The 21505-nt window shown below is 61.8% G+C and carries 9 protein-coding genes; 5 read left to right on the forward strand and 4 right to left on the reverse strand.

The features are described from left to right. Nucleotides 1–204: 204 nt before the first annotated feature. Nucleotides 205–13188, forward strand: coding sequence for a non-ribosomal peptide synthetase (locus AC1ROI_RS20570; RefSeq protein WP_102593929.1), 12984 nt, complete (start codon nucleotides 205–207; stop codon nucleotides 13186–13188). Between the two features lie 219 nt (nucleotides 13189–13407). After that, a complete protein-coding gene (locus AC1ROI_RS20575) occupies nucleotides 13408–14220 on the forward strand; it encodes an alpha/beta fold hydrolase (protein ID WP_102593928.1) in 813 nt (270 codons plus the stop codon). A gap of 115 nt (nucleotides 14221–14335) precedes the next feature. Here the strand turns inward: AC1ROI_RS20575 and dsbG are convergent, their stop codons facing one another. The 4 genes from dsbG to AC1ROI_RS20595 all read right to left on the reverse strand — a co-directional run bounded on the left by dsbG (nucleotide 14336) and on the right by AC1ROI_RS20595 (nucleotide 18465). Continuing rightward, nucleotides 14336–15106, reverse strand: a complete 771-nt coding sequence (gene dsbG / locus AC1ROI_RS20580) for a thiol:disulfide interchange protein DsbG (RefSeq protein ID WP_010461199.1) — start codon at nucleotides 15104–15106, stop codon at nucleotides 14336–14338. After that, entirely contained in the window at nucleotides 15082–15948 is an 867-nt protein-coding gene (locus AC1ROI_RS20585) for a TlpA disulfide reductase family protein (RefSeq protein ID WP_077747889.1), read from the reverse strand. Before AC1ROI_RS20585 ends, dsbG begins: the two co-directional genes overlap by 25 nt. Next, nucleotides 15948–17684: a protein-disulfide reductase DsbD gene (dsbD, locus tag AC1ROI_RS20590; protein WP_102594880.1), complete on the reverse strand. Its 1737-nt coding sequence runs from the start codon at nucleotides 17682–17684 to the stop codon at nucleotides 15948–15950. The genes AC1ROI_RS20585 and dsbD overlap by 1 nt, the downstream gene beginning before the upstream one ends. A gap of 82 nt (nucleotides 17685–17766) precedes the next feature. After that, nucleotides 17767–18465: a hypothetical protein gene (locus AC1ROI_RS20595; protein WP_102594881.1), complete on the reverse strand. Its 699-nt coding sequence runs from the start codon at nucleotides 18463–18465 to the stop codon at nucleotides 17767–17769. Between the two features lie 290 nt (nucleotides 18466–18755). Between AC1ROI_RS20595 and AC1ROI_RS20600 the strand changes: the two genes are divergently transcribed. The 3 genes from AC1ROI_RS20600 (at nucleotide 18756) to AC1ROI_RS20610 (ending at nucleotide 21466) form a co-directional block, all read left to right on the forward strand. Beyond that, a complete protein-coding gene (locus tag AC1ROI_RS20600) occupies nucleotides 18756–19439 on the forward strand; it encodes a response regulator (protein ID WP_010461191.1) in 684 nt (227 codons plus the stop codon). Beyond that, a complete protein-coding gene (locus AC1ROI_RS20605) occupies nucleotides 19436–20761 on the forward strand; it encodes an ATP-binding protein (protein WP_102594882.1) in 1326 nt (441 codons plus the stop codon). Before AC1ROI_RS20600 ends, AC1ROI_RS20605 begins: the two co-directional genes overlap by 4 nt. A gap of 219 nt (nucleotides 20762–20980) precedes the next feature. Then, nucleotides 20981–21466, forward strand: coding sequence for a GNAT family N-acetyltransferase (locus tag AC1ROI_RS20610; protein WP_010461187.1), 486 nt, complete (start codon nucleotides 20981–20983; stop codon nucleotides 21464–21466). Nucleotides 21467–21505 lie beyond the last annotated feature (39 nt).

Raw genomic sequence — 21505 nt, forward strand, 5'->3', positions numbered from 1 at the left:
GTTCCGTTGACGATCGACCCTGCCGACTAATTATTTCAAGACGTCATCCGTTCTCATTGGTGAAAGGTGCCGGGTAAATCCCGGCCAAAACCGCACTCCCAATGCCTTGCGCAGTCGGCGAAGACCGCGTCCTGCATGCCCTTTAGTGGGCGTGACGTAAGAAAACCGATTCCATTTGCAAGCCGAATTCAGGCAGGAAACCTTATGACCGACGCGTTCGAACTCCCAAGCAATCTGGTCCAAGCCCTCCAGCGCCGAGCGGCCCTGACGCCGGATCGGGTGGCCTTGCGTTTTCTCGCCGAAACCCCGGAGCAGGCCGTGGTCCTCAGTTATCGCGAGCTGGATCAGCGGGCGCGGACCATTGCCGGTGCGTTGCAGGCCGAGGCTGAATTCGGCGATCGCGCCGTGCTGCTGTTTCCGAGCGGCCCGGATTACGTCGCGGCGTTTTTTGGTTGCCTGTACGCCGGAGTGATCGCGGTGCCGGCTTATCCGCCGGAGTCGGCTAAACGTCATCACCAGGAACGTTTGCTGTCGATCATCAACGATGCTGAGCCGCGTCTGCTGCTGACCAGCGCCGGCCTGCGTGACGCCTTGCAGCAGATTGAAGGTGCGCCGCCGCTGCTGTGCGTCGACACCCTCGACGGTGCCTTGGCCGCCAGCTGGGTCGCGCCGAACCTGGCCGGTGACCACATCGCCTTTTTGCAATACACCTCCGGTTCCACCGCGTTGCCCAAAGGCGTGCAAGTCAGCCACGGCAACCTGGTGGCCAATGAACTGCTGATCCGTCATGGCTTCGGTATCGATCTGAACCCGGATGACGTGATCGTCAGCTGGCTGCCGCTGTACCACGACATGGGCCTGATCGGCGGTCTGTTGCAGCCGATTTTCAGCGGCGTGCCGTGTGTGTTGATGTCACCGGCGTACTTCCTCGGCCGGCCGTTGCGCTGGCTGGAAGCGATCAGCGAATACGGCGGCACCATCAGCGGCGGCCCGGATTTCGCCTATCGCCTGTGCAGCGAGCGCGTCAGTGAGTCGGCGCTGGAACGCCTCGACCTGAGCGGCTGGCGCGTCGCGTATTCCGGCTCCGAACCGATTCGTCTCGACACCCTGGATCGTTTCGGCGAAAAGTTCGCGGTGTGCGGTTTCACCACTGACAGTTTCATGGCGTCCTACGGGTTGGCCGAAGCCACCTTGTTTGTCGCCGGAACCCCGCGCGGTCAGGGCATCGGCAACCTGCGCGTGGACGATCAAGCCCTGGCCCAAAACCGCGCAGAGCCTGGCGAGGGCAGCGCGATCATGAGTTGCGGCATCAGTCAGCCGGATCACGCGGTGTTGATTGTCGACCCGGTCGCGCTCAACGAACTCGCCGACAACGCCGTCGGCGAAGTGTGGGCTGCCGGGCCTAGCATCGCCCATGGCTACTGGCGCAACCCCGAGGCCAGCGCCAAGACCTTCGTCCAGCACAACGACCGGACCTGGCTGCGCACGGGCGACCTGGGTTTCATGCGTGACGGTGAACTGTTCATCACCGGGCGCCTGAAAGACATGCTGATCGTTCGCGGTCACAACCTGTATCCGCAAGACATCGAACAGACCGTCGAACGCGAAGTGGAAGTGGTGCGCAAAGGCCGTGTCGCGGCTTTCGCGGTCACTGTCGATGGCCGGGAAGGCATCGGCATCGCCGCGGAAATCAGCCGCAGCGTGCAGAAAATCCTCCCACCCGACGCGTTGATCAAAGCCATCCGCCAAGCGGTGGCCGAGGCGTATCAGGAAGCGCCGAGCGTGGTGATGCTGCTGAATCCGGGCGCATTGCCCAAAACCTCCAGCGGCAAACTGCAACGTTCGGCCTGCCGCAATCGTCTGAAGGACGGCAGTCTCGACAGCTACGCGCTGTTCCCTTCGGCGGACGTTCAGGGCGAATCCGGCACAGCGTCGGGTTCCGAACTGCAAGCCTTGATCGGCCAGATCTGGAGCGAGCAACTGCAGGTCAAACAGGTCAACGCCGACGATCACTTCTTCCTGCTCGGCGGCAATTCCATCGCCGCCACTCAAGTGGTTGCGCGACTGCGTGAAACACTCGGACTGGAGCTGAACCTGCGCCTGCTGTTCGAAGCGCCAACCCTCGGCGCCTTCACTGCCGCTGTCGCTCCGCTGCAACAGGACGGCGGCCTGGCCCAAGGCGTGATTACTCCGCTGTCGCGTCACGAACCGATGCCACAGTCTCTGGCGCAGAACCGCCTCTGGATTACCTGGCAACTCGATCCGCACAGCAGCGCCTACAACATTCCCGGGGCTTTGCGCCTGCGTGGCGAGCTGGACGAAAACGCCTTGCGCGCCAGTTTCCAGCAGCTGATCGAACGTCATGAATCCTTGCGCACACGCTTCTTCGAACGGGACGGCGTGGCGCTCCAGCAGGTCGATGTGGCGGGCGAATTCAACCTGCAATTGATCGACATCAGCGAACTGCCCGCCGAGGAGCGCGAAGCCCGCGCGCTGCACATCCGTGAGGACGAAGCCCGCACCCAGTTCGATCTGGAGAAAGGCCCGCTGCTGTGGGTGACGCTGGTGCGCCTCGACGACGATGACCATCAACTGCTGGTGACGATGCATCACATCATTGCCGATGGCTGGTCGCTGAACGTGCTGATCGACGAGTTCTCGCGCCTTTACGCCGCGGCTTCCCAGAGACAAAAGGCCACGCTTCCCGCATTGCCAACCCAATACGCCGATTACGGCAGCTGGCAGCGTCAATGGCTGGCGCAAGGGGAGGGCGAGCGTCAACTCGCCTACTGGAAAACGCAGTTGGGCGAAGAGCATCCAACGCTGAACCTGGCCACCGATCATCCGCGCTCGGCGCAGCACGTTCACAGTGCTGCCCGCCACTCGATAAAGCTCGCCGCGACCCTGAGCGATGCCATTCGCCAGACCGCCCAGGCGCATGAGTCGACGCCGTTCATGCTGTTGCTCGCCGCCTTCCAGAGCCTGTTGCACCGCTACAGCGGCCAGCGCGACATCCGCATCGGCGTGCCGAATGCCAACCGCCCGCGCCTGGAAACCCAAGGGCTGATCGGCTTCTTCATCAACACCCAGGTGCTGCGTGCCGACGTGGATTCGCGCCTGCCATTCGTTGAGCTGCTGGCGCAAACCCGCCAGGCCGCGCTGGGGGCGCAAGCGCATCAGGATCTGCCGTTCGAACAACTGCTCGAAGCGTTCCCGCAAGCGCGCGAACAAGGCTTGTTCCAGGTGATGTTCAACCACCAGCAACGGGACTTGAACGCGCTGCGCCGCCTGCCGGGATTGCTCGCCGAAGAACTGCCGTGGCACAGCCGCGAAGCCAAGTTCGACCTGCAACTGCACAGCGAAGAAGACCAGAAGGGTCGCTTGAGCCTGTCCTTCGACTACGCCAGCGAGCTGTTCGACGCGACGACCATCGAGCGCCTGGCCGAGCATTTCAGCCACCTGCTGCGAGCCATTTGCGAGCTACCGTCCACCGCCATCGGCGACCTGCCACTGCTGAGCGCAAGCGAACACGACCAACAATCGTCCTGGAGCGCCGCGCCGTGCACACCGGCCAGCCAATGGTTGCCGGAACGGCTCAACGAGCAAGCGCGCCAGACCCCGGAACGCACCGCGCTGATCTGGGACGGCGGCAGCCTCGATTTCGCCGATTTGCACATCCAGGCCAACCGCCTGGCCCATTACCTGCGCGACAAAGGCGTCGGCCCGGACGTCTGCGTGGCCATCGCCGCCGAGCGTTCGCCGCAGTTGCTGATCGGCCTGCTGGCGATCATCAAGGCTGGTGGTGCCTATGTGCCGCTGGACCCGGATTACCCGGCCGAGCGCCTGGCCTACATGCTCAGCGACAGCGGCGTGGAGTTGCTGCTGACCCAGACCCAATTGCTCGAACGCCTGCCGGCCACCGATGGCGTCAGCTTCATCGCCATGGATGCGCTGCATCTGGAGAACTGGCCAAGCCAGGCGCCGGGCCTGCACCTTCACGGCGACAACCTCGCCTACGTGATTTACACCTCCGGTTCCACCGGTCAACCCAAGGGCGTCGGCAACACCCACGCGGCGCTCGCCGAGCGCTTGCAATGGATGCAGAACACCTATGGGTTGAACGACACCGACGTGCTGATGCAAAAAGCCCCGATCAGTTTCGACGTGTCGGTGTGGGAGTGCTTCTGGCCGCTGATCACCGGCGCCCGCTTGCTGATTGCCGGCCCCGGCGAGCACCGCGATCCGCATCGCATCGCGCAGCTGGTTCAGCAATACGGCGTGACCACGCTGCACTTCGTGCCGCCACTGCTTTCGTTGTTCATCGACGAGCCGCTGACCGCCGAATGCACCAGCCTGCGCCGGGTCTTCTCCGGTGGCGAAGCCTTACCCGCCGAGCTGCGCAACCGCGTGCTGGAACAACTGCCGGCCGTGCAATTGCACAACCGCTACGGGCCGACCGAAACCGCAATCAACGTCACCCATTGGCACTGCGTCCGCGCCGATGGCGAGCGCTCGCCGATTGGCCGCCCGTTGGGCAACGTGGTGTGCCGCGTGCTCGACAGCGACCTCAACCCGGTGCCGGCCGGGGTGCCGGGTGAGCTGTGCATCAGCGGCATCGGCCTTGCTCGTGGCTATCTGGGCCGTCCGGGGCTGACCGCTGAACGTTTTGTCGTCGATCCACTGGGCGAGCAGGGCGCGCGTCTGTACCGCACCGGCGACCGTGCGCGCTGGACGGCGGATGGGGTGATCGAATACCTCGGTCGCCTCGATCAGCAGGTCAAACTGCGCGGCTTCCGTGTCGAGCCCGAAGAAATCGAAGCGCGCTTGCTGGCCCAGGAAGGTGTCGCCCAAGCCGTGGTGCTGGTGCGCGAAACGGTCGCCGGTGGCCAATTGATCGGTTACTACACCGCCACCGATTCCATTGAACAGGTTGATGTTCAAACCGCACGCCTGAAAGCTGCACTGGCGGCTGAGCTGCCGGAATACATGGTCCCGGCGCAGCTGATGCGCCTGGACGAAATGCCCCTGAGCCCGAGCGGCAAACTCGACCGTCGTGCCTTGCCCGAACCGCAATGGCAAGTGCGCGAACACGTCGAGCCGGTCACAGCGCTTGAGCAGCAAATCGCCGGCATCTGGCGCGAAGTGCTGTGCCTTGCGCAGATCGGCCTGCGTGACGATTTCTTCGCCCTCGGCGGTCATTCGTTGCTGGCCACGCAAATCATTTCCCGCACCCGTCAGGCCTGCGACGTTGAGTTGCCGCTGCGGGCACTGTTCGAAAACAGTGAGCTGGGCGCGTTTGCCGAACAGGTGCAACTGATCCAGGCCAGCGGCAAGACCAACCAGCAACCGCCCATCGAGAACGTCGACCGCCGCCAACCGGTGCCGCTCTCTTATTCCCAGCAACGCATGTGGTTTCTCTGGCAAATGGAGCCGGACAGCCCGGCCTATAACGTCGGCGGCATGGCACGGTTGCGCGGTGTACTCGATGTCGGGCGTTTCGAAGCGGCGTTGCAAGCGCTGATCATGCGCCACGAAACCCTGCGCACCACGTTCCCGAGCATCGACGGCGTGGCCCGCCAACAGGTCCATGCGCAAACCGGCATGCGCATGGACTGGAAGGACTTCTCGGCGCTGGAGGCCGACAGCCGTGAGCAACGGGTGCAGCAACTGGCTGACGACGAGGCACATAAACCGTTCGATCTGGAAACCGGTCCGCTGCTGCGCGCCTGTCTGGTCAAGACCGCCGAGCACGAACACTATCTGGTGCTGACTTTGCACCACATCGTCACCGAAGGCTGGGCGATGGACATCTTTGCCCGTGAACTGAGCGCGCTGTACGAAGCGTTCGTCGATGACCGCGAATCGCCGTTGGCACCGCTGCCAGTGCAGTACCTGGATTACAGCGTCTGGCAGCGCCAGTGGCTGGAATCCGGCGAGCGCCAGCGCCAGCTCGACTACTGGACCGCGCAACTGGGCCGCGAACATCCGCTGCTGGAATTGCCCGCCGACCGTCCACGTCCGCCGGTGCAAAGCCATCAGGGCGAACTGTTCCGTTTCGACCTGAGCGATGACCTCGCCGCACGGGTGCGCGCCTTCAACGCGCAAAACGGCCTGACCCTGTTCATGACCATGACAGCCGCACTGGCCGTGCTGCTTTATCGCTACAGCGGCCAAAACGACCTGCGCATCGGCGCGCCGGTGGCCAACCGGATTCGCCCGGAAAGCGAAGGACTGATCGGGGCGTTCCTCAACACCCAAGTGCTGCGTTGCCAGCTCGACGGGCAGATGTCCGTCGGTGAATTGTTCGAGCAGGTGCGCCACACGGTGATCGAAGGCCAGTCCCATCAGGACTTGCCATTCGATCACTTGGTTGAGGCCTTGCAGCCACCGCGCAGTGCCGCGTACAACCCGCTGTTCCAGGTGATGTGCAACGTGCAACGCTGGGAATTCCAGCAAAGCCGCACCCTGGCCGGCATGACCGTCGAGTACCTGGCCAACGATGCCCGGGCGACCAAGTTCGACCTCAATCTGGAAGTCACCGACCTCGATCAACGACTGGGTTGCTGCCTGACTTACAGCACTGATTTGTTCGATGAACCGCGCATTGCACGCATGGCCGGGCACTGGCGCAATCTGCTGGAAGCGCTGCTGTGCGATCCGCAACAGCGACTCTGCGAGTTGCCGTTGCTCGAAGCCACGGAACAGCAAAAGCTGTTGGACAGCCTTGGCGTCGAACGGGGCGAGCATCGCCTCGATCAATGCATCCATCACCTGTTCAGCGAGCAAGCCCTCGCCCGCAAAGACGCACCGGCGTTGACGTTTGCAGGTGAAACCCTGAGCTACGCCGAACTCGACAGCCGCGCCAATCGCCTGGCCTGGATGCTTCGCGAACGCGGTGTCGGCCCGCAGGTTCGCGTCGGACTGGCGCTTGAGCGTTCGCTGGAAATGGTCATCGGCCTGCTGGCGATCCTCAAGGCCGGCGGCGCTTATGTGCCGCTGGACCCGGAATACCCGCTCGATCGCCTGCATTACATGATCGAGGACAGCGGCATCGGTTTGCTGCTCAGCGATGCGGCGATGTTCGACGCGCTCGGCGAATTGCCGGCCAGCGTCGGCCGTTGGTGCCTCGAAGAGGACGCCGCCGCGTTGGCCCATTACCCGGCCACCGAACTGCCCTTTATCAGCCTGCCGCAACATCAGGCGTACCTGATTTACACCTCGGGTTCGACCGGCAAACCGAAAGGTGTGGTGGTGTCCCACGGTGAAATCGCCATGCATTGCCAAGCGGTCATTGAGCGCTTCGGCATGCGCCCGGACGATTGCGAACTGCATTTCTATTCGATCAACTTCGACGCTGCGACCGAGCGTTTGCTGGTGCCGTTGTTGAGTGGTGCGCACGTTGTCCTGCGCGCCCAAGGCCAATGGGACGCGGAAGACATCTGCGGGCTCATTCGTCGCCACCACATCAACATCCTCGGCTTCACCCCAAGCTACGGCAGCCAATTGGCGCAGTGGCTGGCGACCCAGGGCGAAATCCTCCCGGTGCGCATGTGCATCACCGGCGGCGAAGCCCTGACCGGTGAACACCTGACGCGAATCCGTGCGGCGTTCAAACCAAGCCTGTTTTTCAACGCCTACGGCCCGACCGAAACCGTGGTCATGCCATTGGCCAGTCTCGCACCCGAACAGCTGGAAGAAGGCTTGGCCAGCGTGCCGATCGGCAGCGTGATCGGCGCGCGGGTCGCCTACATCCTCGATGCCGACCTGGCCTTGGTACCGCAAGGCGCGACCGGTGAGTTGTTCGTCGGTGGCGCCGGTCTGGCGCAGGGTTATCACCAGCGACCGGGCATGACCGCCGAACGGTTTGTGGCGGATCCATTCGCCGCCGATGGCGGACGTCTGTACCGCACCGGCGACCTGGTGCGCCAGCGTGCCGATGGCCTGGTGGAGTATCTGGGGCGCATCGACCATCAAGTGAAGATTCGCGGTTTTCGCATCGAGTTGGGCGAGATCGAAACCCGTCTGCTGGAGCATGAGTCGATCCGCGAAGCCGTGGTCCTGGCCCTCGACGCGCCGAGCGGCAAACAGCTGGTCGGCTATCTGGTGACCGAGGTCACCGAGCAGGACGAAACGCAACAAGCGGCATTGCGTGAAGCGCTGAAGCATCACCTCAAATCGCAACTGCCGGATTACATGGTGCCGACGCACCTGATCCTGCTGGCCAGCATGCCGCTGACCACCAATGGCAAACTCGACCGCCGCGCCTTGCCAGCGCCGGACCCGGAACTCAACCGTCAACACTACGTGGCGCCAAGCAACGAGCTAGAGCTGACCTTGACCGGCATCTGGTGCGAGGTGCTGAACATCGAGCAAGTGGGCCTTAACGACAACTTCTTCGAACTGGGCGGCGATTCGATTCTGTCAATCCAGGTGGTCAGCCGTGCGCGGCAGCAGGGCATTCATTTCAGTCCGCGTGACCTGTTCCAGCACCAGACCGTGCAAACCCTGGCCGCCGTGGCCACCCGCACCGAGCAGGTCACCGCCGAGCAAGGCCTGCTCAGCGGTGAGTCGCCTCTGACGCCGATTCAGCACTGGTTCTTCGACACGGACATTCCCGAGCGTCAGCACTGGAACCAGGCATTGCTGCTGGAGCCGACTGACGCGCTGGAACCCCATCGCCTGGAGCAAGCGCTGCTGGCGGTAATCGAACAGCACGATGCCTTGCGGTTGCGTTTCAGCCAGACCGACACGCAATGGCGCGCCGAGCATCAGGCGATTTCCAACGTGCCGGTGCTGTGGCAAGTGCGAGTTTCGTCCATGGACAAATGCGCCGCGCTGTTCGCCGATGCCCAGCGCAGCCTCGACCTCGAACAGGGGCCGCTGATGCGCGTGTTGCTGGTCGATGGTCCCGAGGGCGTACAACGGCTGTTCATCGCCATTCACCACTTGGTGGTGGACGGCGTTTCGTGGCGGGTGCTGCTCGACGATCTGCAAACCGTTTACCGTCAACTGGACGCCGGGCAGTCGGTCAAACTGCCGGCGAAAACCAGCGCTTTCAAGGATTGGTCCGCCCGTTTGCAGGCCTATGCCGGCAGCGAATCCCTGCGTGAAGAACTGAGCTGGTGGCAGTCGCAACTGACCGGGCCGAACGCCGAATTGCCCTGTAATCGTCCTGAGGGCGGGCGGCAGAACCGGCATGCGCAAACCGTCAGCGTGCGCCTCGATGCCGAACGTACTCGACAGTTGCTGCAACAGGCGCCGAGTGCCTATCGCACGCAGGTCAACGACCTGCTGCTGACCGCGTTGGCTCGGGTGCTGTGCAATTGGAGCGGAGAGGAGTCGGCGCTGATTCAGCTTGAAGGCCACGGCCGCGAAACCCTGTTCGACGAGATCGACCTGACCCGCACCGTCGGCTGGTTCACCAGCGCTTATCCGTTACGCCTTATGCCGGCGAACGGGCAGGGCGCCTCGATCAAGGCGATCAAGGAACAACTGCGTGCCGTGCCGCACAAAGGCCTGGGTTATGGCGTGCTGCGTTATCTGGCCGATGATCTGAGTCGTCAGACCCTGGCCGCGTTGCCGGTGGCGCCGATCACCTTCAACTACCTCGGTCAGTTCGACCAGAGCTTCGGCGCGGACGCCTTGTTCCGTCCGCTGGACGAGCCCGTCGGCGCGGCCCACGATCCGCACGCGCCGCTGCCCAATGAACTGAGCGTCGACAGTCAGGTGTATGGCGGTGAACTGGTGCTGCGCTGGACCTTCAGCGCCGAACGCCACGATCCGCAAGCCATCACCGACCTGGCCAACGCTTATCTTGGCGAACTGCAAAGCCTGATCGAACATTGCCTGCGCGACGATGCGGGAGGCCTGACGCCGTCGGACTTCCCGTTGGCGAAACTGACCCAGCCGCAAATCGACGCGTTGCCAATCCCGGCCGCCGTCATCGAAGACGTCTACCCGCTGACCCCGATGCAGGAAGGCATGCTGCTGCACACCTTGCTGGAACCGGGCACCGGCCTCTACTACATGCAGGATCGCTACCGCATCAACAGCGAACTCGACCCGCAACGTTTCGCCCAGGCCTGGCAAGCGGTGATTGCCCGCCACGAAGCACTGCGCGCATCGTTCTGCTGGAACGTTGGCGAAGACATGCTGCAAGTGATCCACAAACCCGGCAGCACGCCGATCGAGATCCTCGACTGGACGCAAATTGCCGAAGCCGAGCAAGAGCCGAAACTGCAAGCGCTGCTCAAAAGCGAGCGTGAAGCCGGGTTCGATCTGCTCAATCAGGCACCTTTCCACCTGCGCTTGATCAAGGTCGGCGCGGCGCGTTACTGGTTCATTATGAGCAACCACCACATCCTGATTGATGCCTGGTGCCGCTCGCTGCTGATGAACGATTTCTTCGAAATCTACACCGCCCTCGGCGAAGGCCGGGAAGCGCAACTGACCGTCCCCCCGCGTTATCGCGACTACATTGGCTGGCTGCAACGCCAGAGCCTGGCCGAGGCGCGGCAGTGGTGGAAAACCAATCTGCAAGGTTTCGAACGGACCACGCCGATCCCGAGCGACCGGCCGTTCCTGCGTGAGCATGCCGGTGAAAGCGGCGGCATGATCGTCGGTGACCGCTACACAAGGCTTGATGCTCGCGACGGTGCGCAACTACGCGAATTGGCGCAGGCGCATCAACTGACCATCAACACCTTTGCGCAAGCGGCGTGGGCCTTGGTGCTACGACGTTTGAGCGGTGATCGTGACGTGCTGTTCGGCGTCACGGTGGCCGGGCGTCCGGTGGACATGCCGCAGATGCAGCGCACCGTCGGGCTGTTCATCAACAGCATTGCGCTGCGGGTGAAAATGCCCGAGGACGATCAGCGTTGCAGTGTGCGCCAGTGGTTGAGTGGTTTGCTCGACAGCAACATGCAACTGCGTGAGTACGAATACCTGCCGCTGGTGAGCATTCAGGAAAACAGCGAACTGCCCAAGGGCCAACCGCTGTTCGACAGCCTGTTCGTGTTCGAAAACGCCCCGGTGGAAGTCTCGGTGCTGGACCGCGCACAGAGCCTCAATGCCACGTCGGACTCGGGCCGTACCCACACCAACTTCCCGTTAACGGCGGTCTGCTATCCGGGGGATGACCTGGGGCTGCACCTGTCTTACGACCAGCGTTATTTCGACGAATCGACCGTCGAGCGCATGCTCGGCGAGTTCAAGCGATTGTTGCTGGCGCTGGTCGAAGGCTTCCATGGCGACATGGCCGATCTGCCGTTGCTGGGCGACGAGGAACAGGATTTCCTGATCCACGGCTGCAACCAGAGCGAGCACGATTACCCGCTGGAACAAAGCTATGCCGCGTTGTTCGAAGCGCAGGTCGCTCGGCATCCGCAGCGGATTGCCGCCAGTTGCCTGGATCAGCAACACAGTTATGTCGAACTGAACCGGCGCAGCAACCGCCTCGGTCATGCGTTGATCGCGGCCGGGGTCGGGCTGGATCAACCGGTGGCATTGCTGGCTGAACGTAACCTCGATCTGCTCGGCATGATCATCGGCAGCTTCAAGGCGGGCGCGGGTTATCTGCCGCTGGACCCGGGGCTGCCGAGTCAGCGTCTGAGCCGGATCATCGACCTGAGCCGCACGCCATTGCTGGTCTGCACGCAAACCTGTCGTGAACAGGCGGTCGCGCTGCTGGAGGCGTTCAGTTGCGCCAACCGGCCGAAATTACTGGTCTGGGAAGAGGTGCAGGCGAGCGATGTATCGGTGGCGAATCCGGGTGTTTACAGCGGCCCGGACAACCTCGCCTATGTGATCTACACCTCCGGCTCCACCGGTTTGCCCAAAGGCGTGATGGTCGAACAGCGCGGCATGCTCAACAACCAGTTGAGCAAGGTGCCGTACCTGAATCTCAGCGATGTTGATGTGATCGCCCAGACCGCTTCGCAAAGCTTCGACATTTCGGTCTGGCAGCTCCTCGCCGCACCGCTGTTCGGGGCGCGGGTGGACATTGTGCCGAACACCATCGCCCATGACCCGCAAGGGTTGCTGGCGCACGTATCGGCCCAGGGCATTACGGTACTGGAAAGCGTGCCGTCGCTGATTCAGGGCATGCTCGCCCAGGAACGCATGAGCCTCGACGGCCTGCGCTGGATGCTGCCGACCGGTGAAGCGATGCCGCCGGAACTGGCGCATCAATGGCTGCTGCGCTACCCGGAGATCGGGCTAGTGAATGCCTATGGCCCGGCGGAATGCTCGGACGACGTGGCGTTCTTCCGCGTTGACATGGCCTCGACCCGAGGCAGTTACCTGCCCATCGGTACGCCGACCGACAACAACCGTTTGTACCTGCTCGATGGCGCGCTGGACCTGGTGCCGTTGGGTGCGGTGGGCGAGTTGTGCGTCGCCGGCACCGGGGTCGGGCGTGGTTACGTCAGCGACCCGTTGCGCACCGCCCTGGTATTTGTACCGAACCCGTTTGGCGCGCCGGGGGATCGTCTGTATCGCACCGGCGACTTGGCCCGACGTCGCAGTGACGGCGTGCTGGAATACGTTGGGCGTATCGACCATCAAGTGAAGATTCGCGGTTACCGCATCGAACTGGGTGAAATCGAAGCACGCCTGCATGAGCAACCGGAAGTGCGCGAAGCGGCGGTCGGTGTGCAGGAAGGCGTGAACGGCAAGCATCTGGTCGGCTATTTGGTCGCGGCGGATGCTTTGATCAAGCCAACGGAACGACTCGAACGCATCAAGCAACGCCTGCGTACCGAACTCCCGGAGTACATGGTGCCGCTGCACTGGTTGTGGCTGGAGCGGATGCCGCTCAATGCCAACGGCAAACTCGACCGCAAGGCGCTGCCGGCGCTGGAGATCGGCCAGTTGCAGAGCCAGGATTACCAGGCGCCGCGCACCGAGCTGGAGCAGACACTGGCGAATATCTGGGCCGAGGTGCTGAAGGTCGAGAAGGTCGGCGCGCAGGACAACTTCTTCGAGCTGGGCGGGCATTCGTTGCTGGCGACGCAGATTGCTTCGCGGGTGCAGAAAGCCTTGCAACGGGATGTGCCGTTGCGGGCGATGTTCGAGTGCAGCACGGTGGCGGAGTTGGCCGAGTACATCGACGGGTTGGCGGCGAGTGACATCACCGAGGAGAAGGTGGATCGCCTCAATGACTTGATGGCGGAGTTGGAGGGGTTTTGATTCTTTAGCGTCTGTGCGGGGCCTTTCGCGGGCAAGCCTCGCGCCTACAGGATTTGTGTCGTTCGCAATTTTTATGATCGACACCAGACCTGTGGGAGCGAGCCTGCTCGCGAAGGCGTCATCGAAATTTGCGCGAATTTGCGCGTTGACTGCCGCTTCGGACCGGCTCAGGCTGCCTCTGCTTTTTTTGTTGAATTCCCTTCAAAAAGGAGACAGTTAATGCCCTTTGTAACGATTGACGGACAGCCCCTTCACTACATCGATCAAGGCACCGGCCCGGCCGTATTGCTGGCCGGCAGCTACCTGTGGGACCAAGCCATGTGGGCACCGCAGATTGCTGCGTTGTCGCAACACTATCGGGTCATTGCCCTGGACCTGTGGGGCCACGGTGAATCCGGGCCACTTCCCGAAGGCACGAAGTCGCTGGATGACATCGCCCGCCAGGCCTTGGCGCTGCTCGATCATCTGGACGTTGATCGTGTCACGCTGGTCGGTCTGTCGGTCGGTGGCATGTGGGGCGTGCGACTGGCGCTGTCAGCGCCACAGCGGATCAATGGCCTGGTGCTGATGGACACTTACGTCGGCGTCGAGCCGGAACCGACTCGCCAATACTATTTCTCGCTGTTCAAACAGATCGAAGACACCGGCGTGATCGCGCCGCAGTTGCTCGACATCGTGGTGCCGATTTTCTTCCGTCCGGGCATCGATCCACAGTCGGCCCTGTATCAGGATTTTCGCGCGAAACTGGCGGCGTTGCCGTCCGAACGTCTGCGTGAAAGCATTGTGCCGATGGGGCGGATTACGTTTGGGCGGGATGATCTGTTGCCGCGTCTGGGCGAGCTGAACCCTGCCACCACGCTGGTGATGTGTGGCGATCAGGACAAACCGCGGCCGCCGTCGGAAACGAAGGAAATGGCCGGGTTGATTGGCTGCTCGTCTGTGCTGGTGCCGGAGGCGGGGCATATCTCCAATCTGGAGAATCCGACGTTCGTGACGGAGGTGTTGTTGAAATTTCTGGCTGAGAGAAATTAGTCGGTCTTGCTGGCCCCATCGCGAGCAGGCTCGCTCCCACAGGGGAATGCATTCAAATGTGGGAGCGAGCCTGCTCGCGATGGGGCCGGTGTGGTCACCAAGTCTCTGCAGCAAACTACTTGGGCCCGAGAATCTTCATCAACTTGTCCGGCGAAGGCGCGCCTTGCTGCTGTTGCAGCTCGCCCTTGTCGTCCATGTAGAAAATCGCCGGGGTGGCCTGCAATTCCAGGTCTTCCATCAACTGCATGTTCGCCGCCAGTTTCGCCTGAATCGCCGGCGGCACGTCCTTCAGGGCTTTCAGCGAACTGCCCTTGCCGGATTTTTCGTGATCTTCCAGCGCCTTGCTCGGGTCCTTGGCGGCTAGCAGCGCGGCGGATTTGCCCGGGCTGTCTTCGCGAATGATCCCGACCATGATGTGCCGCAGCTGCACTTTGCCGGCATTGACCCACGGCCGAGCCTGTTCCCAGAACATGTTGCAGTAGGGGCAGTTCGGGTCGCTGAACAAGTACACGATGCGTGGCGCATCTTTTTTGCCGTCGGCGATCCAGTTGCTGGCTTCCATCTTGGCCCAGACTTCCTTGGACATCGGCGCGTAGACCAGTTTCTGCAACGGTGCACTGCTCAGGTCGTTGCCCTCGGCGTCGTACAGATTGCCCAGCAGTACATGCTTGCCGTCCGGGGTCAGGTACAGCGCGATACCGCGGTTCTGGTACTGGGCGGCGTAACCGCGCAGCCCATCGGGTGCGTCGAACTGACCGACGATTTTCGCGCCCTTGGCTTCGATCTTCTTGATCGCTTCAGGCAATTCTTCGGCGGCCTGCACCGACGGCAGGTGCAGCAGCGCTGCGCCCAGAGTCAGCGTCAGCAGGTGGCGGAGGCGGGGCATGGCAGTTTCCTTGAAGAGGTGGCCGGTACGGCAGGAGAAGGGGTGTCGAAGTTTTCCAGGGCGCGGGCCAGGCTGGCATCCGAGAGTTCACCCAAATGGCTGCCCAGCAATCGACCGTCGGGGCTATAGAACAGCGTAGTCGGCAAAGCCATGGAACCCACGGCCTGACCCAGTCGACCGCTGCCGTCGAACAGCACGTTGGTCAGGCTCAGGCCTTGGGTTTCGAGGAAGGTGCTGACGCTTTGCATGCTTTCGGCCTGATTGACGAACAGGAAGGTCAGGTCCGGGCGCTGTTGCTGGGCGTTTTCCAGCACCGGCATTTCCCGGCGGCACGGCGGGCACCAGGTGGCCCAGAGATTGATGACCAGCGGCCCACCCTTGTAGTCCGCCAGTTGCACGGTTTCGCCGGCGGCGTTGCGCAGGGCGATTTCCGGCAGGCGCGTGCCTTGTTCGTAAATACTCAGAGAGAAAGTCGCCAGCAGCCAGAATGCCAACCCGCTGGCCACGCCAAACCCCAGCGGGCGGCGCAGACCCGGCCGGCGCCAACCGCGATACAGCGCGGTGAGCAGCAGCACAATCACCCCGGGCCAGGCGAGGAAACCGCCATCGCGCAGGTCGATGATCTGCCACGGATCGTTGCGATAGTGGGCCCAGTAGGCGCCGACGAACCCGACCCGCGCCGCCAGCATGCCCAGCAAAAAAAGGCTGAACAGCGCCGACTCAGGGTTCTCTCCACCGCGCTTGGCCACCCGCCAGCCGACAAACGTCGCCAGCGCCAGGGCACTGATCAGCAGCAGATGGTTAAGCGCGATGGCAAAAGTGCCGAGGGTAAAGGTCAGCATTAACGGGCGTCTCGGGTGGTGGTCCAGCGTTGCAGGAAGGTGTCGGCATCGACCTCGCCGGTGATGCGCTGACTGCGGCGCTCCTGGCCGTCTGCGCCGATCCACAGAAAACTCGGTGGCCCCGGCACTTTATAACGGCCGAGCAGTTCGCGGCTGTCGGCATTGTCGGCGGTGACGTCCAGCCGTAGCAAGCGCACATCGCTCAGCGCTGCCATCACATGGGCTTTGCCGAAGACCTGTTTTTCCATGACCTTGCACGACACACACCAGTCGGCGTAGTAGTCCAGCAGCACCCATTGGCCCTGGGCCTGGGCGGCGTCCAGTTCCTGTTGCAGCGCTTGCGGATTGTTGATCGTGGTGAAGGCCTCATGGCCGGTCGGGCGAGCGGCATTGCCGGAAGAGGCGGAAGCGCTGTAGACCTGCAACGGTTTGAGCAAGTCATCACTGCCCCCGGCGGCCCCGATCATCAGCAGACCGCCCCACATCCCGAGCAACAGTGCACTGGCGCCGAACAGATGGGCGACGCGGCCAAAACCTTCCGACTGTTTCCAGGCGCTATAGGCGGCAATCAGCAGCAAGGCGCCACACAAACCGATCCACAGCGATTGATCCAGCACCGGGCGCAGCATCAGCAGGGCGGTGGCGAGGAACAGGAAACCGAACACGCCTTTGAGCAGGTTCATCCAGGCGCCGGGTTTGGGCAGGAAGCGATTGCCCACGGTCACCAGCAACAACAGCGGCACACCGATGCCGATGCCCATTGCGAACAGAATCAGCCCGCCATGCAACGCATTACCGCTTTGTGCGATGTAGAGCAGGGCGCCGGCCAATGGCGCGGTCATGCACGGGCCGACCAGCAGCCCCGACAAGGCCCCGAGCACACCGGCACCGATCAGACTGCCGCCACGCTGATTGCGCGACACATTTTCCAGCCGGTCACGCACCGCCACCGGCAGTTGCAGCTCGAAGAAACCGAACATCGGCAACGCCAGCAGGAGAAATATCGCCGCGAAGCTGCCCAGCAGCCACGGGTTCTGCAACAGCGCCTGAAGGTTCGCACCAAGCAGCGCGGCCAGCACACCCATCGCCGCATACACCAGCGCCATGCTCACCACGTAGCTGGTCGCCAGGGCGAAACCGCGTTTGGGCGTGGCGCCGCTGCCGACGATCAACCCGGCCAGTATCGGCAGCATCGGCAACGAGCAAGGGGTGAAGGCCAGCAGCAGGCCCAGACCGAAGAACACCAGCAAGCTCCAGCCCAGCGCCCGTTGTTGCAGGCCGCTGGCCAGGGCCTGATCCGGTGCTTCGTTGGTTGCGCCCGCAACGTTGCCACCCAGGTCCACGACCTGGGTTTGCGGCGGATAGCACAATCCGGCATCGGCACACCCTTGGAAGCCCACCTTGATCTGACCGGTGGCGCCCGCCGGAATCTTCAGCTCCAGGCCTTGGCGATACACCGGTTGTTCGCCGAAGAACTCATCACTGTGCGCTTCACCTTCGGGTAATGGCGGCTGTTGCTCCGAGGGCAGCCCCTCGAATTTCAGGCGTTTCTGGTAAAGGTAATAGCCGTCGGTAATTTGCCAAAAGAGCTGTGTTTCACCCGATTCAAGGCGCTCGGAAGTAAAGACAAAGGCCTTTTCCACCGGTAAAAATTCAGGTTTGGTATCGAACGGATTGGTCCCTGCCTGGGCCACACCCGAGATCAAGAGAACAAAAAGAAGAAACAGTCGACGCATGGGTAAGCCTTATCCCTGTGCAAGTGAGGTGCACAATGGGAGGCGGCGATTAACCGATGATTAACCGCGAGTCGACAGATTTTCAGTCTCGTAGCAATCCGGGCCAATTCACCTCATTCACCGGGTGCGGGCCAGAATGCATACGATTCATTTGCAGGTTGTAGATGATGTATTCGTTGCCAGTCAGGAAGATGTAGAAATAATTGTCGTCACTATTACTGTCTTTTTGCACGCCGGTAATAATTCGGTCGAGGTAGGGGGACAGTCCGCTCCAGACGGTCGGGGAGATGGAGGGTTGATTGTAATAGTTGCTTTTGTAGTTGAATTGGAAGTGCTTTCCGTCGCTCATGATGAACTTAAATATGTGGCCCGTTTCGTTTAGAGTCCACCACGTCACTGCGATGATACGATCGAAATAAGGAAGAATGGGAGCCCATCCAGTATTTTCCACAGGCTTTATATAACTGACTCTATCGGTGTCTTGATTATACTTGCAGACGGTCGGTGTAGTGCCTTCGTAAAAAAACAACCATGTTGCGTCAGAGTCATAACCTTCAGACTCATTGATCAGATCAGTGGTGGTTAAGCCAAAGCGTAGGTTTTTGGCATGGGAGTGGAAGTCATTCCAGTTGCCGTATGAAATATCGCTCGGGTATCCCTTTGGAACTTGCCTGTCGCCAAGGCTGTAACGAGAGTATTTATTGATGTCTTTGAAGAAGAAATGAATTCCATCTTTGCCAGAGCGCCAGTCGACGGTGACAAAGTTTTTCAAGATTGGCATGGTGTTGTTCCTTTCAATAGTTAAACGTTTGTTGGTTGTTCAAGAGCAGGTTTGTGGTCGGGTTGTCATGTTTTGGTGTTGTGAATTAGTTGCGGGCTGAGCTTATCGCTTTACGAAAATCAATAAGAGTTTTTTTTGAGGTTGTTTGTGTCGCTTTGCAACTAAGGTGAATGAATAAGTTTGATTTGGTTGGGCGACAGAAAGCCGGGCTATTCGTCATCCCTCGCAATTGACATAATTGCGCCTTAATCCACATCTGCTTGACTCGCGTTTTTACTCATGGAGCGCCCATGCACGTACTGGTTTGTGAAGATGATGAGCTGATCGCCAGCGGCATTGTCGCCGGCCTCACCGCACAGGGCCTGACGGTGGAGCACGTCGCCACGGCATCGGCTGCCCGGGCGATGCTCAAGGTGGCTGAGTTCGACGTCATGGTGCTCGACCTTGGTCTTCCCGATGAGGACGGCCTGAAGTTGTTGCAGCAGTTGCGCCACAGTGGCCTGGAGATTCCGGTGCTGATTCTCACGGCGCGGGATTCGGTCACCGACCGCGTCGACGGCTTGCAGGCCGGCGCCGACGATTACCTGCTCAAACCGTTCGACCTGCGTGAACTCGCCGCCCGTCTGCACACCTTGTTGCGACGCGTGGCGGGGCGCAGCGTCAACCTGATCGAACACGGCCGTCTGACCTACGACCCGAGCAGCCGGGAAACCATGCTCGGCGGCCAGTCCGTCGACCTTTCGCGGCGTGAACAGTCGCTGTTGCAAGCCTTGCTGCATAACCGTGGTCGGGTGCTGTCCACCGAACAATTGAAGGACAGCGTCTACGGTTTCAATGACGAACTGGAAAGCAACGCCCTCAACGTGCATATCCATCACCTGCGGCGCAAACTCGGCAATGGCATTGTCGAGACCGTGCGCGGCCTGGGTTATCGCCTGGGGCCCGCCGATGGTGGAGAGGAAATGAAAAAGTGATGAGCCTGCGTTTGCGTCTGAGCCTGACACTCGGCGCCGCTTTTGCGCTGATCTGGGCCCTGGCGGCGGCCTGGATGCTCAGCGACCTGCGCAACCAAATGATGTTTTCCCTCGACCAGCGGCTGGTGGCATCGGCGCGCATGGTCGCCGGCCTGATGGAACAATTGCCCGCGTTGCCTAGCAAGGGCGAGGGCACCCATTTCAGCGCGGAACAACTGAATATTCCGGGTGGCATGGCCTGTCAGGTCAGCTCGTTGCGCGGCGAAATCCTCGCCCGCAGTCACACCGATCCGCAACAAACCCTGGAAGCCGAGAAAATGGGCTTCCACGATCAGATGATCGACGGCGCGCCGTGGCGCAGCTTCACCCTGGCTCGCGGTGATCTGCGCATTACCACGGCGGATCGGCAGATCGAGCGTGAGGCGCTGAACATGTCGATCCTGCTGGCCGCTTCGGTGCCGGTGGGCGTGGCGTTGCTTGGCTGCCTGTGCCTGTTGTGGCTGGGGATTGGCCAGGGGCTGGCGCCGCTCAACCGGATGCGCGATGCCTTGATGCGCCGCAGCGCCGATTCGCTCGAACCCTTGCAGATCCAGCCGCTCCCCAGCGAGCTTCAACCGTTGCTGGACACCCAGAATCAGCTGTTCCAGCGCATCGGCAAGACCATCGAGCGCGAACGCCGCCTGACCGGCGACGCGGCCCACGAATTACGCAGCCCCCTGACCGCAATCAAAACCCACCTGCAAGTAGCGCGCATGACTGAGGGCGCGGCCCGGGATCAGTCCCTGGCACGGGCAGAAGAGGGCGCCGACCGCATGCACCGCACGCTGGAGCAATTGCTGTTGCTGGCGCGGGTCGAGGGCAGTCTGTCGTTCGACGACGGGGTGCAATGCAGCGCCGAACAGGTGGCGAAACTGGCGATTCAGGATGCGGCCAGCGGTGATCGTCGGCGGATCAAGCTGCACATGCCAGCGAAGTTCTCCGATGCCCCGGTGCAGATGCCCGCGGTGCTGTCGATCGCCGCATTGCGCAACTTGCTGGACAACGCCCTGCGCCATACCCCGGGCGACGGATCGGTGGAACTGAGCCTGGAAACCACTGGCAGTCGCGCACGCTTTCTGGTCCGCGACCACGGCCCGGGCATTGCCGATGATGACCTGCAACACCTGACCCAACGTTTCTGGCGCAACGGCCAGAGCACCGGCTGCGGATTGGGCCTGGCGATTGTCCAGGCGATTGTTCAGCGGTGCGGTTGCACCCTGCATTTCGACAGCCGGCCGGATGGGTTGCGGGTTGAATTGACCATGCCATTGCAACCCCTCTAACCAACACCGCAACCTTTCCCTGTGGGCGTGAGCCTGCTCGCGATGAGGCCATAACATCCAACATCCATGTTGACTGTTACACCGCCATCGCGAGCAGGCTCACTCCCACAAGGGAGGCTGTGTTGCACATCAAATGTAACTTCTCTCCATTAGTCAGCGACTCGCCACAGCGCTATCGTCCCCGGCAGCTTTTTCTCAATGGATTGAGGTAACAGCGCCATGGATGCATCGATTCACATCTGCAAGGCAACCCCCGCCGATGCCGGCATCATCAGTCGGATCGTCGAGCGCTCCATTCGTGTCGGCTGCGCGCTCGACCATCGCAACGACCCGAGAACCGTCGCCACCTGGACCCACAACAAAACCATCGAGCACGTGCAACCGTGGCTGACCGACCAACGGTTGTACCTGAACATCGCCCTGTTGCAGGACAAGCCGGTAGGTGTCGCCATGGCGGCGATCAGTGGCAAGGTCGCGTTCTGCTATGTGCAGCCGGAATGGTTTCGTCGCGGTGCCGGAGAGGCACTGGTTCACGACCTCGAAGGCTGGTTGATCAATCAGGGGCTGGGCCAGGCACGCCTCAACAGCACCCGCACCAGCGAGGCTTTTTATCGCCATTTGGGGTACCGGCCCTGCGCTGAAATCTTCATCGTGGCCGGGCTCCATGCCATTCCCATGCATAAGGCACTGACACCGCCTTCATAGAAAGCTGATCGAGGGTCTAAATCCTCGGCGCCCTGATGC

It is taken from the genome of Pseudomonas sp. GW823-FHT02C02 (genome assembly GCF_058797635.1).

Excerpts from the sequence above, each read along its gene's own strand:
- AC1ROI_RS20570 (WP_102593929.1), top strand. The coding sequence starts at position 205 with ATGACCGACGCGTTCGAACTCCCAAGCAATCTGGTCCAAGCCCTCCAG.
- AC1ROI_RS20575 (WP_102593928.1), top strand. The coding sequence starts at position 13,408 with ATGCCCTTTGTAACGATTGACGGACAGCCCCTTCACTACATCGATCAA.
- dsbG (WP_010461199.1), bottom strand. The coding sequence starts at position 15,106 with ATGCCCCGCCTCCGCCACCTGCTGACGCTGACTCTGGGCGCAGCGCTG.
- AC1ROI_RS20585 (WP_077747889.1), bottom strand. The coding sequence starts at position 15,948 with ATGCTGACCTTTACCCTCGGCACTTTTGCCATCGCGCTTAACCATCTG.
- dsbD (WP_102594880.1), bottom strand. The coding sequence starts at position 17,684 with ATGCGTCGACTGTTTCTTCTTTTTGTTCTCTTGATCTCGGGTGTGGCC.
- AC1ROI_RS20595 (WP_102594881.1), bottom strand. The coding sequence starts at position 18,465 with ATGCCAATCTTGAAAAACTTTGTCACCGTCGACTGGCGCTCTGGCAAA.
- AC1ROI_RS20600 (WP_010461191.1), top strand. The coding sequence starts at position 18,756 with ATGCACGTACTGGTTTGTGAAGATGATGAGCTGATCGCCAGCGGCATT.
- AC1ROI_RS20610 (WP_010461187.1), top strand. The coding sequence starts at position 20,981 with ATGGATGCATCGATTCACATCTGCAAGGCAACCCCCGCCGATGCCGGC.